This is a genomic window from Nitrospira sp. ND1, from assembly GCF_900170025.1.
GTDB lineage: Bacteria > Nitrospirota > Nitrospiria > Nitrospirales > Nitrospiraceae > Nitrospira_A.
This window is the reverse complement of record NZ_FWEX01000006.1, coordinates 901,605-913,986: the sequence shown is the minus strand read 5'-3', so window position 1 is coordinate 913,986 and position 12,382 is coordinate 901,605. Positions and strand designations below refer to the sequence as shown.

General features: G+C 58.0%; 10 protein-coding genes, 1 tRNA gene, 1 other RNA gene and 1 pseudogene. 11 read left to right on the top strand and 2 right to left on the bottom strand.

Annotation, left to right across the window (positions count from 1 at the left end; genetic code table 11):
• The first annotated feature begins 91 nt into the window (after nt 1-91).
• The 4 genes from dnaG to NSND_RS09045 all read left to right on the top strand — a co-directional run bounded on the left by dnaG (nt 92) and on the right by NSND_RS09045 (nt 4,829).
• Nucleotides 92-1,936 (top strand): DNA primase, encoded by a 1,845-nt coding sequence (gene dnaG, locus NSND_RS09060; RefSeq protein ID WP_159450709.1) that lies wholly within the window; start codon nt 92-94, stop codon nt 1,934-1,936.
• Between the two features lie 2 nt (nt 1,937-1,938).
• Nucleotides 1,939-3,744 carry an RNA polymerase sigma factor RpoD gene (gene rpoD, locus NSND_RS09055; protein WP_080878708.1) on the top strand — a complete coding sequence of 602 codons (1,806 nt, stop codon included), beginning with the start codon at nt 1,939-1,941 and terminating at the stop codon, nt 3,742-3,744.
• 154 nt (nt 3,745-3,898) lie between these two features.
• Nucleotides 3,899-3,975 (top strand) — tRNA-Ile (locus NSND_RS09050).
• A 77-nt stretch (nt 3,976-4,052) separates the two neighbouring features.
• Nucleotides 4,053-4,829, top strand: coding sequence for a zinc ribbon domain-containing protein (locus tag NSND_RS09045; protein WP_080878707.1), 777 nt, complete (start codon nt 4,053-4,055; stop codon nt 4,827-4,829).
• On the opposite strand, the gene rnhC is transcribed toward NSND_RS09045, so the two are convergent.
• Nucleotides 4,826-5,485: a ribonuclease HIII gene (gene rnhC, locus NSND_RS09040; RefSeq protein WP_080878706.1), complete on the bottom strand. Its 660-nt coding sequence runs from the start codon at nt 5,483-5,485 to the stop codon at nt 4,826-4,828. The two genes, NSND_RS09045 and rnhC, sit on opposite strands and share 4 nt — an antisense overlap.
• Nucleotides 5,486-5,571: 86 nt before the next feature.
• Here rnhC and NSND_RS09035 point away from each other — a divergent pair, with 86 nt between their 5' ends.
• Both NSND_RS09035 and rnpB read left to right on the top strand, forming a co-directional pair.
• Nucleotides 5,572-6,462 carry a M48 family metallopeptidase gene (locus tag NSND_RS09035; protein WP_080878705.1) on the top strand — a complete coding sequence of 297 codons (891 nt, stop codon included), beginning with the start codon at nt 5,572-5,574 and terminating at the stop codon, nt 6,460-6,462.
• A gap of 60 nt (nt 6,463-6,522) precedes the next feature.
• An RNA gene (gene rnpB / locus NSND_RS09030) (RNase P RNA component class A) lies at nt 6,523-6,947 on the top strand.
• A 21-nt stretch (nt 6,948-6,968) separates the two neighbouring features.
• Here rnpB and NSND_RS22100 read toward each other — a convergent pair.
• Nucleotides 6,969-7,166, bottom strand: a pseudogene (locus tag NSND_RS22100) (glutaredoxin family protein); the annotation flags it as partial.
• Nucleotides 7,167-7,442: 276 nt separating this feature from the next.
• Between NSND_RS22100 and ilvB the strand changes: the two are divergent.
• The 5 genes from ilvB (at nt 7,443) to pssA (ending at nt 12,361) form a co-directional block, all read left to right on the top strand.
• Complete coding sequence (gene ilvB / locus NSND_RS09020; RefSeq protein ID WP_080878704.1) at nt 7,443-9,221, top strand: biosynthetic-type acetolactate synthase large subunit; 1,779 nt, start codon at nt 7,443-7,445, stop codon at nt 9,219-9,221.
• 41 nt (nt 9,222-9,262) lie between these two features.
• Complete coding sequence (gene ilvN / locus NSND_RS09015; RefSeq protein ID WP_013247586.1) at nt 9,263-9,781, top strand: acetolactate synthase small subunit; 519 nt, start codon at nt 9,263-9,265, stop codon at nt 9,779-9,781.
• A gap of 67 nt (nt 9,782-9,848) precedes the next feature.
• Nucleotides 9,849-10,862 carry a ketol-acid reductoisomerase gene (gene ilvC / locus NSND_RS09010; RefSeq protein ID WP_013247587.1) on the top strand — a complete coding sequence of 338 codons (1,014 nt, stop codon included), beginning with the start codon at nt 9,849-9,851 and terminating at the stop codon, nt 10,860-10,862.
• Nucleotides 10,863-10,913: 51 nt separating this feature from the next.
• A complete protein-coding gene (locus NSND_RS09005; RefSeq protein WP_080878703.1) occupies nt 10,914-11,564 on the top strand; it encodes a phosphatidylserine decarboxylase family protein in 651 nt (216 codons plus the stop codon).
• Nucleotides 11,561-12,361 (top strand): CDP-diacylglycerol--serine O-phosphatidyltransferase, encoded by an 801-nt coding sequence (gene pssA, locus NSND_RS09000; RefSeq protein WP_080878702.1) that lies wholly within the window; start codon nt 11,561-11,563, stop codon nt 12,359-12,361. The genes NSND_RS09005 and pssA overlap by 4 nt, the downstream gene beginning before the upstream one ends.
• Nucleotides 12,362-12,382: the final 21 nt, after the last annotated feature.

The following is a 12,382-nucleotide window of genomic DNA, read 5'->3' as shown; positions in this document are numbered from 1 at the left end:
TTAGGGTGAACGGTCAACTTTCAATCGCGCTTAATGCACTCCAGCCGGCTGCAGCCTGGTTGGATCCCTGCGGGCACAAGCGAGGACCGCCGTGGGCCAAGGCCTGATTTCGGACGACGTCATCAACCAAATCAGAGACCGAGTGGACATCGCGGAGATCGTGGGTCAACACGTGGCATTGACCCGAGCCGGCCAGAATCTTAAGGGGCTCTGTCCGTTCCATCAAGAAAAGTCTCCCTCCTTTACGGTCAGCTCTTCGCGACAGATTTTTCACTGCTTCGGCTGCGGCGCCGGCGGCAATGTGTATACGTTTTTGATGAAATTGACCGGGGCCGGCTTTCCTGAGATTGTTCGTGATCTGGGCCGCAAGGTAGGGGTGGATGTTCCGGAGTCGGCCGGTGGATATTCCAGCGAGGCGCGCACGCAGCTGGGTCGGCTGGAGCGGCTCAATGCTGCGGCCGGGGCCTATTATCAGCGCATGTTACTGGATAACACCGCCGGTGCTCCTGCCCGTGCTTATCTCGACGGGCGCGGCATTCAGCACAACACAATGGCGCAGTTTCAAATCGGCTATGCCCTGCCGGAGTGGGATGGATTGACCAAAGCTATGTTGAAAGAGGGCTTCGCCCCTGCGGATCTGGTTGCGGCGGGCCTGTCCATTCCGCGAGATCAGAGCGGACAACAGAAAGCCGCCGTGTCAGGCCACTACGATCGATTCCGCGCCCGGGTCATGTTTCCGATCATGGATCTGCGCAAGCGGGTCGTGGCGTTCGGCGGACGTATTCTCGGCGAGGGGATGCCCAAATATTTGAACTCCCCCGAGACGCCGCTCTTTAAGAAGGGGCAGACCTTGTTCGCCCTGGAAGCAGCTCGTGAGGCGGCGGGGCAGCAACACACATTGATCATTGTGGAAGGGTATTTCGATGCCGTGGCGTTGCACCAGGCCGGCATCCGCCATGTGGCCGCCACATTGGGCACAGCCCTGACCGCCGAACACATCACCGTGATCAGGCGCTTTGCCTCCAATGTTGTGCTGCTGTTCGATCCCGATCAGGCCGGGGTACGGGCTGCACTGCGGACGTTGGATTTATTCGTTAATAGCGGGTTGAGCGTCAAGGTTGTCTCGCTTCCGGAGGGAGATGATCCCGATACGTACGTGAGGAAATACGGGGCCGAAGGGTTTACGGCTTTACATGAAGCGGCCCCGAGTCTGCTGGATTTTGCCGTGGAGCATAGTCTGCGGACGGCTGAGTCCGGGACCGTGGAAGACCGGATCCGCGCTGTGGATGAGGTGTTACGGATTCTGCAGAAAAGCGCCCATCCCATCGAGCGAGAGGAACGGATTCGTTTAGTTGCGGAACGGTTGGGACTCAGCCAGCAACGATTGATTGATCGCTATCCGACGCTGGCATCCGAGGAGACACGCCGGCCTTCTTCCCGGCCCACGGCCCTGCCCGCTGCGGCGGCGTCGAAACCGAAGGGCAATCCGGAGGAGCGTGATCTGGCACATCTCTTGGTGCAGGGAAGTCTGTCGGCCGAGGATCTTCGGAAGTTGTCGCCGGACGCCTTTTCCGCACCGGCCTATCGCCGACTGATTGAATGCGCGATGCAGCATCTTGAGCAGGATGGGCGGGTGTCCGTCCGGGGCCTGCTGGATGCCTTGATCAATGACGAGAACTGTGGCTCATTAGTGTCTGAGTTGTCGATGCTGGAGCAGCATTATGATGATGTCCCGGCACATATTGCCGGATGTTTGGAAACGCTGGAGCGGAGAGGCCGTGAGCGGACCATGGGGGCCCTGATTCAGGAGTTGAAGGCCGCCGAACGGGAGCGGCGTGAAGCGGATGTGCACCGCCTGAACGGATTGATTAACGAGATGCGGATTCGGAAGGCCGGCGTGATGCCGGCTGCGCTGACGTCTGCGGTGAAGGAGTAGGTATGCCGAAACAAGAATTACTCGGCGAGGTGAAGAAGCTCATCAATCTCGGCAAAGAGAAGGGCTTTCTCACCTACGACGATCTCAACAGCACGTTGCCGGCCGATGTCGTGTCATCGGACCAGTTCAGCACGATCATGACGATGTTCGGGGAAATGGACATTGAGATTGTGGAGTCTGCTGAGACCGAACGCGCCCCGAAGGCCGCTGAAGGCGAAGAGGCCATCGAGGAAAGCGAAGAAGCCGAGGCGTCCGAGGAAAATGAAAAAGAGATCGATCTGACACCTGGGGCCCTCAGCCGAACCGACGATCCCGTCAGGCTCTACCTGAAAGAGATGGGAAGCGTTGCGCTGCTGAGCCGCGAGGGCGAAATCGAGATTGCCAAGCGGATCGAAGAGGGCAAGAAAGATATCGCCACGGTCGTCTACGGCCTCCCGATGACTCTGGAGTTCGTGCTCAATCTGCGGGATCAGCTGAAGAACGGCAAGATCGATGTGCGGGAGATCGTGCCGGTGGTCGAGACGGAAGAAGACTTTGAAGAAGAAGCCGTCGAGAAGGACTACGAAGAGCTGCGGGTCAAAACGCTGGATTCTCTCAATGCGGTCCGTAAGGTCTCGGCCTCGCTGAAAGACTTGTACGACAAGGCCCGCCATGTGGGCGCCGATCCTGAGAAGCAGAAGAAACTGCGCAAACAGATCGATACGGTGCGCGGGCAGGTCGTCGACAAGATGGAGTCGGTCAATCTGCACGGTGTGTTGAAAGACCGGATGACGCAGCGGGTTCGGGACCTCAATCTGCTGTTTCGCCAAGCAGAACGTGAAGTCACGAGCTGTCAACGCCGGTTGGGCGTCGGCGGTGAAGCCGGTGCGGAGCTCTTGCGGCGGTTGTGCCGGACACACAAGGATCTTCTGGCGGTCAAACGGCGGACCAGCCTCTCTGAAGAGGTGCTGCAGGACATCAAGAAGCACTATCAGGCAGCCAAGGGCCGGATTCGCCAACTTGAGACGGAAGAGGCGCTGATTTCTGCCGAAGAAATTAAGGACGCGGTCAAGCATCTCGATGTGGCCGAAGAAAAAGTGAAGCGAGGAAAGGCGGAGCTTGTCGAAGCCAACCTGCGGTTGGTCGTGAGTATCGCCAAGAAGTACACGAACCGGGGTCTGCAGTTTCTGGATCTGATCCAAGAGGGGAACATCGGCCTCATGAAGGCGGTCGACAAGTTTGAGTACAAGCGCGGGTACAAATTCAGCACCTACGCCACCTGGTGGATCCGGCAGGCGATCACTCGTGCCATTGCCGACCAAGCCCGGACGATCCGCATTCCGGTCCATATGATCGAAACGATCAACAAGCTGATCCGGACCTCACGCCATCTGGTGCAGAAGCTCGGTCGCGAACCGACCCCGGAAGAGATCGCCGAGCGCATGGACTTGCCGCTCGACAAGGTCCGAAAAATCCTGAAAATTGCGCGCGAACCGATTTCCCTCGAAACCCCGATCGGCGAGGAAGAAGACAGTCACTTGGGCGACTTTATCGAGGACAAGAAGGCGGTCTCGCCGTTGGAAGCGGCCATTCGGTATGACTTGCAACGCCAGATCAACGGCGCGCTGGAAACCCTCACGCCTCGAGAGGAAAAGGTCTTGCGCAAGCGGTTCGGGATCGGCGAGGCCACCGATCATACTCTTGAGGAAGTGGGGCAGGACTTTGAAGTGACACGTGAGCGCATCCGGCAGATCGAAGCGAAAGCCTTGCGCAAGCTCCGACATCCGAGTCGCAGCAAGAAGTTGCGCAGTTTTGTGGAGAGCCTCTAGGCGCCCAGCCACGGGTGGTTTGACTCTGCTTAAGCGGCAGCCTAGAATCGAGCCCGCTCGAACCAGGTGTGGGTGGCGTGTGCATCTCCCAGGGCCGGTTGGCATAGGCCATCGCATCAGGCGGACTATGTTCAGTGTACTGGCTCGCAGGGCTGGGCCCATAGCTCAGGTGGTTAGAGCGGCTGACTCATAATCAGCTGGTCCTAGGTTCAAGTCCTAGTGGGCCCACCAACCTGAGTGCCTCACGATGAATTCCGTGCGAACGGTGTCCGGTCGACATCGGTATCGCATAACCCACAAGGAGCCCGTTGAACCTACAGCTTTCCCCCCTCATTGAATTGCAAAAACTCGACCTTCGGATCGCCGATCTCAAGGAGCAGCGGCGAAAAATCCCCGAGCGGCTGGAAGAAAATGAGGCGCCGCTTCGCGAGGCGAAGCGGTTGTTTCGGGAGGCGTCCGCTTCCGTCGAATCGCTCGTTAAGGATCGCCGGGGTCACGAGAAGGATCTTGAGGCGCACGAAGACCGTATCGGTAAGATGAAGGACCGCGCCGCCCAGTTAAAAACGAATCAGGAATATCAGGCGCATCTCTTCGAAGTGGAACTTGCCAATAAGAAGAGGGGCGAGATTGAAGAAAAAATTCTGCTGGCGATGGAGCAGATCGAGCAGACGCAGCGAACCATCGTCGATGTGCAGGCAAAGCTGAAGGAATCCGAAGCCCTCTTCATCAAAGAGAAGGCAAAGCTGGACGAGAAGGACCGGCTGCTTGCAACCGAGCTGGCCGAACTAGAGGTCAAGCAAAAGCACCTGTCGGGACAAGTCGAAAAATCACTCCTGGCCCGATACAACAAACTGAAAACTACAAGGAAAGAGCAGGCGCTGGCACTCATCAAGGACGGCATTTGCGTAGGGTGCCGTCTTCAATTGCCGCCGCAGCTGGTCTCGCAGGTCAAACGCGGGGAAGATGTCCATACCTGCCCCTATTGCTATCGGATGCTGTATTGGGAAGGGGACCCGGCTACCGAGGCGAAGGGGACTGTGGATCACGATCAAGCGAAGAACTTGGAAGTCGGTGAATCCTTCTAGGTTTCTCCCAGGACCTGCTTCGTTGTCTTGAAGTGCAACTTGGCGACGGTCCCTAACCGGTCACGTCCGTATTTTTTGACCACCATTCGCCCGGCCAGTTCCACGGCGGGTGATGCGCCCTTGGGTAGCGTCGTGTTCAGCTCTTGAGAGAGTCGATCGAGGCGCTGAAGAAACTCCGCCCGAGCCAGGATTGAGGCCGCTGCCACAGCCAGGTCGGATTCCGCTTTCGTACGTTGAACCAGCCGGATCTGTTTTCCCTTTACTTGCAGTGCATTCAAGATCAATCGCTCGTCCCCGAACTGGTCTGCGATCGCGAGGTCGCACTCGACTTGCTGGAGCAGATTTTCCAGGGCACGGGCATGTCCCCAAGCCAGGAGGCGATTCAAATTCTTGATCTTGGCATACAGCTCGTTGTATCGCTGCGGCCCGATGGCCACGAGACTATGGGGGCAGAGCAGGCGGATGTCGGGCGCCAGTTCGAGGATCCGCCCATCGGAGATTTTCTTGCTGTCCCGGACCTGCATCAGGGCTAAGTCCTGCTCCAATGCCGGTGTGACGAACACAGCGGCGATAACTAACGGACCGAAATAGTCCCCCTTGCCGGACTCATCGATGCCGATGCGATTGAGCGAGGAGAGGCTGGTGGCGGCAGGCACTCGGTGAAACTCCCATGTAGCAACTGGCCGGGCGGCGCGGTAATCTAGCAGAGCTCACCGGACTGGTCAATTTGCGGAGGCGTGTGATGGAGGCTCAACAGAAGATGGTCAGAAGACGGACGTCCATGATGCGGTCGAACATGCTGTGCCTCGCGGGTGTTGTCGTGGCCATGCTGGTGACCACAGGCTGCCAAACCAACCCCTACACCGGACGCTGGCAGCTCATGATGATGCCGATGTCTCAGGAAACGCAGATGGGCGCCCAGGCTTATGCCGAAGTGAAGAATGATCCGAAGATGAAACAGTCGACCGACCCGCGGGAGATTGAACCGGTGAAACGGGTGGCGGCGCGGGTGATCGAAGCAGCCAAGCGTTCTAAGTACAGCGAGATGGCGAATCAATTCGAGTGGGAAGTGACGGTCATCAAGGACGACAAGACGATGAACGCGTTCGCGCTGCCGGGCGGAAAGATCGCCGTCTACACCGGTATTTTTCCGGTGGCCAAGACCGAGGCCGGACTTGCGGCCGTGATGGGCCATGAGGTTGTGCACGCGTTGGCACGGCACGGCGGGGAACGGATGAGTCAGAATACCTTGGCGCAGACGACCTTGCAGGCGATCGGAATTGCGCTCGGTGTGAGTGGCGCCAATCCGGTGGTTTCGCAAGGAGCGATGGCAGCATTGGGTGTCGGTGCACAAGTCGGGGTGTTGCTCCCGTTCAGCCGGAAACATGAGTCCGAGGCCGACTATGTCGGGGTGTTACTCGCAGCGGATGCCGGGTACGATCCACGGGAATCGATTCAGCTTTGGATGCGAATGGGCGAACTGTCCGGCGGCAAATCGGCGTCGGAATTCATGTCGACCCACCCCAGCCACGAGACTAGAATCGAGCAGCTGGAGGAATGGATGTCGGAGGCCATGCCGATCTATCAGTCGAAGCCACCGGCGCCCAACCACGAGCTTCCAGCGTTGCGTTAGCGCCGGAGGGCTCGCCGCTTGAATCCCTATCGGGCGGCTCGTATACTTTCGTTGCGCGTTGGGGGGGCACGGGTGCTCGCTCGTCGAGCTTGCTCGACGGGAGGAAAGTCCGGACTCCAAGGGCAAGGACGCTGGATAACGTCCAGGCGGAGCGATCCGACACCAGCACCACAGAGAACAAACCGCCGATGGCCGGCGCGGGAGACTTCGGTCGAGTGCGCCGGCTCAGGTAAGGGTGAAACGGTGGGGTAAGAGCCCACCGCGGTGATGGCGACATCAACGGCACGGTAAGCGTCGTCCGGAGCAAGACCAAATAGGGGGACGCCTGTGGGCTCGCGAGAGCTCGGCAGAAAGGCCGGCCCGGCCGAAGTTCCCGGGTAGGTTGCTTGAGGCTCGAGGTAACTCGAGTCCCAGAGAAATGATCACCCCCGTGTGAGCGCAAGCTTCACGCGGGACAGAATCCGGCTTATAGGGTTTCTCCAACGCGCTTTTTTAATCGCTTCACGCAGCTCTCCGGCGGTCACCTTGCCGGAGAACGTTTCCCGGTCATTGATCAACAGCACCGGCACGCGGTCGCTGTACTGTTTGCGGAGGCGCTCGTCACTGTCGATATCGACTGTGATGAGCTCAAAGGGAAGGTCTTGTTGCACTTGTCCGACCACCCGTGTGACCACTCGACAAAGATGGCACTCGTGGCGGGACATGATGGTGACGCGTAGAGGATTCATAGGCAGCACGATCAATGGGTTGGCTGACTCCCCTATATCACGGGGCATGAGCCGGCACCAGTCTCCCCGGCGAAGAATTCGTGCATCGGCTCTCTTGACCTCACTTGAGAGCTGGTGATACGATCCGCCATCTTACCCGTTGATTTTCCAGAAAGATTGTAGCAGTCTGTGTCGCGTGTGTGACGCAGACAGTCGAGTGTTCTCAGTTAAGGCATCGCGTCCTTCGTCACGATGTGCGAAGGGGAGGGTGATATGAAGCTTACAGGGTCGGAAATCCTGATCGAATGCTTAAAAGCCGAAGGCGTGAAAACAATTTTCGCCTTGCCGGGCGGTGTGGTGTTGAAGATTTTCGACATGCTGCACCAGCAAAAAGATATCGAAGTCGTCTTGACCCGGCACGAACAGGGCGCGGGGCATATGGCCGAAGGCTATGCCAAGGCTACCGGCAAGGCCGGTGTGTGTTTGGTGACGTCCGGGCCTGGTATGACCAACGTGATTACGGCTCTGGCCGATGCCTATATGGATTCCGTGCCGTTGGTGTGTATCAGCGGGCAGGTCTCAACGAGTTTGATCGGCAACGACGCCTTTCAGGAAGCCGACAACATCGGCCTTAGCCGGCCTTGCACAAAATACAATTTCCTCGTGAAGGACGTGAACGACCTGGCGACGACCATCAAGGAAGCGTTCTATATCGCCACGACCGGCCGTCCAGGACCGGTCTTGGTGGATATTCCTAAAGACGTGTCCATGGCCAAAACAGAGTTCACCTATCCCAGCTCGGTCTCAATCCGCGGCTACAATCCGACCTACGAGGGAAATAAGTGGCAGATTAAGCAGGCTGCCGAAGCCATCATGAAGGCGAAGAAGCCCATTCTGTATGTCGGTGGGGGCGTCGTCTTTTCGCAGGCATCCAAAGAGTTGCTCGAATTGGCGGAGATGACTCAGATCCCCGTGGATATGACATTGATGGGCCTGGGGGCGTTCCCGGGCGAACATCCGCAGTCCATGGGCATGATGGGCATGCACGGCACCTATTGTGCCAACATGGCTGTCCATTACTCCGATCTCGTTATTGCCGTGGGGGCACGTTTCGATGATCGCGTGACGGGGAAGGTGTCGGAGTTCTGCCCGTTCGCGAAGGTCATTCACATCGATATCGATCCGACCTCTATCCGGAAGAATATCCATGTCGATATTCCCATCGTGGGCGATTGCAAGGCCGTCTTACGGGAGCTGAATCAAATTCTCCGTGCCACCGTGAACGGGAACCAAAAGGATCTGCGCAAGCCCTGGTGGGATCAAATCCGCGAATGGCAGCAGGCGCATCCGTTGGCCTACCAGCAGGAGCCTGATGGGGCGATTAAACCGCAACATGTCGTCAAGCGGTTGTATGAACTGACGAAGGATCGTGATCCGATCGTGGCGACCGATGTGGGCCAGCACCAGATGTGGACGGCGCAGTACTTCAAGCTTGCCCGACCGAATCGCTGGTTGACCTCGGGCGGTTTGGGTACCATGGGGTTCGGGTTTCCGGCTGCTATGGGGGCGCAGGCCGCGTTCAGAGATCGATTGGTGCTCTGTGTGGCCGGCGACGGCAGCATACAAATGAATATGCAGGAAATGGCCGCCGCGGTGGTGTCGAAGCTGCCGGTCAAGGTGATTATTCTGAACAATCGTTTCCACGGCATGGTTCGGCAGTGGCAGGACCTGTTTTACGAAGGACGGTATGCGTCGAGCTACCTCGACACCACGCCGGATTTCGTGAAGCTGGCCGAAGCCTATGGGGCGGTCGGTTTGCGCGCAAGCAAGGTCGGGGATCTGGATACCGTGTTGAAGGAAGCCATCGCGACCGACAAGCCCGTCGTCGTCGATGTGCCGACCTATCCCTATGAGAATTGTTATCCGATGATTCCGGCGGGCGGGTGCAATCACGAGATGATTCTCGAAGATCCGCCTGAACTGAAGCGAAGAATGGCCGGCGCGCCCAGCACCGGGTCCGACGAAGATAAGGACACGATCTTAACCGCTTAAATCACGCTGTCAGCCGACAGCTATCAGGATAGAGTTTTCCGATGGAACATATCATTTCGGTCACGGTAGAAAATAAGTTCGGCGTGTTATCCCGCGTGGCCGGGTTGTTCAGCGGCCGCGGCTTCAATATCGAAAGTTTGTCGGTCGCCCCCACGCTGGATCCCTCGATGTCGCAGATGACCATCGTCACGTCGGGGGACGAACGGATCGTGGAACAAATCGTCAAGCAGCTGAATAAGCTGATCGATGTCATCAAGGTCGTGGATCTCAATGAGAGTGAATTCGTTTCGCGGGAGACGGCGCTCATCAAGGTTCATACCAAGGCAGAAGACCGAGCCGAAGCGCTCCGGATCGCAGATATTTTCCGGGCCAACGTGATTGACTCGACGCCCTCGACCTACACCATCGAGGTGACGGGTGATCCAAAGAAGCTCGAGGCCATCATTAATCTGCTCCAGCCGCTCGGCATCAAGGAACTGATTCGAACGGGGCGAGTGGCGATTGCGCGTGAAGCGATCCGGCCGGCCCTCAGCCAACCCAAAAAGATCGCCCGGGAATAATTCGCTCATCCCCTGTGTGCAACTGTCGTTTCCACCCATGTGCCCTATGAACCTTCAGGAGTGATGTATGAAGATCTATTACGACAAAGATGCCGATTTACAGCTCATTCGCGGAAAGAAAGTGGCCGTGATCGGCTATGGCAGCCAGGGCCATGCCCATTCGCTCAATCTCAAGGAAAGCGGCGCCAATGTCGTCGTGGGTTTGCGTGAAGGCAGTTCCTGGAAGAAGGCGGAAGCGAGCGGACTGAAGGTCATGCCGGTGGCCGATGCCGTCAAAGCCTCCGATGTCATCATGATTCTGGCTCCGGATGAGGCACAGGCGGCCATTTACCGCCAGGAGATCGCTCCGAATCTGAAGCCCGGGTCCTATTTGGCCTTCGGTCACGGGTTCAATATTCACTTCGGGCAGATTGTGCCGCCCGCGGACATCAACGTCTTCATGGTGGCGCCCAAGGGACCGGGGCACCTGGTGCGGTCGGAATATACAAAAGGCAGCGGCGTTCCTTGTTTGCTGGCATTGCATCAGGATCCCAGCGGCAACACGCGCCAGGTGGGTTTGGCCTACGCCAGCGCCATCGGCGGCGGACGGGCCGGCATCATTGAAACGAACTTCCGTGAAGAAACCGAAACGGATTTGTTCGGCGAGCAGGCGGTGTTGTGCGGAGGGTTGACCTCCCTGATCCAGGCCGGGTTCGAGACGCTCGTCGAGGCCGGGTATTCGCCTGAGATGGCCTATTTCGAGTGTCTGCATGAAGTGAAATTGATCGTGGACCTGATCTATCAGGGCGGCATCGCCAACATGCGCTATTCGATCAGCACCACGGCAAAGTATGGCGACATCACCCGCGGACCGCGCGTGGTGACGGATCAGACCAAGCAGGAAATGAAGAAGATTCTCGGCGAGATCCAGAGCGGTCAGTTCGCGAAAGAATGGGTGTTGGAGAACCAGGCGAACCGGCCGGTCTACAACGCCCTGCTAAAAAAGGGCGAGGGCCATCCGATTGAAGAAGTCGGCGCCCGACTTCGCTCGATGATGCCCTGGTTGAAAAAAGATCAGCTCGTCGACAAGAACAAAAACTAACCCTGCGACCGGGCTCTTCGTGATAGCATCATTAAGAAGGCCTGGAGGTCTATGGCTGATCGAGCCGTCGGGATACCGATCGTAAAAGAAGGCTTGCCGTTTGTCGGTGGTCTTGTGGGCGCGACGCTGCTGTTCGGAGCGGCCGGTTGGATCATTCCGGCCGTGATTGCTGGCGGGTTCACGCTGTTTACGGCGTGGTTCTTTCGGAACCCGAGTCGGACCATTCCGCAGCAGCCGAATGTGGTGGTGTCGTCGGGGGATGGCAAAGTCATTGCGATTGAGGAAGAGTTCGAGCCGCGCTACCTGAAGGAAAAGAGCCTTCGTGTGACGGTGTTCTTGAACGTCTTCGATGTGCATGTGAACCGGATGCCCTGCGCTGGGACGGTGGAGGGTGTGAGTTACCAGCCCGGCCAGTTTCTCGTGGCGAGCAAGCCGGAGGCGACGCTCAGAAACGAACAGAACGCCGTGATGCTGAAGACGGAGTCAGGGGCGAAAGTGCTATGTGTGCAGGTTGCCGGGCTGATTGCCCGGCGGATCGTGTGCTGGGTCGGGCAGGGTGATCGTGTGGAGCGGGGAGAGCGGTTTGGGCTGATACGGTTTGGGTCGCGGATGGATACCTTCCTTCCGCTCGGCTCGAAGATTTGTGTCTCCTTGGGTGACCGCGTCAAAGGGGGCGAAACCATCGTGGGGGAACTCCGATGAAATCACCGGCCATGCGAGCTCCGTTTGCGAAGGGCAATCGAAAGCGACAGGCCATGTATCTGATCCCGAACCTCTGCACGACGGGAAATCTGTTCTGCGGCGTGTTCGCGATCCTGTCGGTGTTTAACGGGCAGCATCTGGTGGCAGCCATCGCCATTCTGGTCGGCATGATTTTCGACATGTTGGACGGGAAGTTGGCCCGACTGACGAACAGTACCGGCCAGTTCGGCATCGAGTATGATTCTCTTTCCGACGTGGTGTCGTTCGGGGTCGCACCTGGCGTGCTGATTTATTCCTATGCGCTGAGCGGCCAGGGCATGTTCGGGGTCGCAGTGATGTTTGCCTATGTGGCCATGGGGGCGGTTCGCCTGGCCCGGTTCAATGCGACGGTGAGCACCTCCGACAGCAAATACTTCACGGGCTTGGCTATTCCTGCCGCAGCCGGTGTCATTGCGTCGTTGGTGATCTTCGATCTGCACATCACCCAGATGGGCTCGGAAGTGAAGCCGCTGTTGATCCTCGTGATCACGTTCGCGCTGGCGTTCTTGATGGTCAGCACGATCAAGTATCGCAGCTTCAAGGACATGAAGTTCCGGCGTGGGGATCATTTCACCTATCTGGTGTGGGGGATTCTTGCGCTGATGCTGATTGTCGCCTGGCCGCAGGCGATGTTGTTCGTGACGTTTACCGGGTACGCCGTGTCGGGTCCATTGGCGCGTCTGTGGACGATGGTGAGCAAGAGTGCAGGGAAGCCGGTGGCGAAAACGGACACGCCGGTACTCGATTCGAGAGAGTAACAACAGCGACGACGAGGAGTA

Coding starts and splice junctions, on each gene's coding strand:
- NSND_RS09005 (WP_080878703.1), top strand. CDS start 10,914: ATGGCTGATCGAGCCGTCGGGATACCGATCGTAAAAGAAGGCTTGCCG.
- ilvN (WP_013247586.1), top strand. CDS start 9,263: ATGGAACATATCATTTCGGTCACGGTAGAAAATAAGTTCGGCGTGTTA.
- NSND_RS09035 (WP_080878705.1), top strand. CDS start 5,572: ATGGAGGCTCAACAGAAGATGGTCAGAAGACGGACGTCCATGATGCGG.
- rpoD (WP_080878708.1), top strand. CDS start 1,939: ATGCCGAAACAAGAATTACTCGGCGAGGTGAAGAAGCTCATCAATCTC.
- ilvC (WP_013247587.1), top strand. CDS start 9,849: ATGAAGATCTATTACGACAAAGATGCCGATTTACAGCTCATTCGCGGA.
- pssA (WP_080878702.1), top strand. CDS start 11,561: ATGAAATCACCGGCCATGCGAGCTCCGTTTGCGAAGGGCAATCGAAAG.
- ilvB (WP_080878704.1), top strand. CDS start 7,443: ATGAAGCTTACAGGGTCGGAAATCCTGATCGAATGCTTAAAAGCCGAA.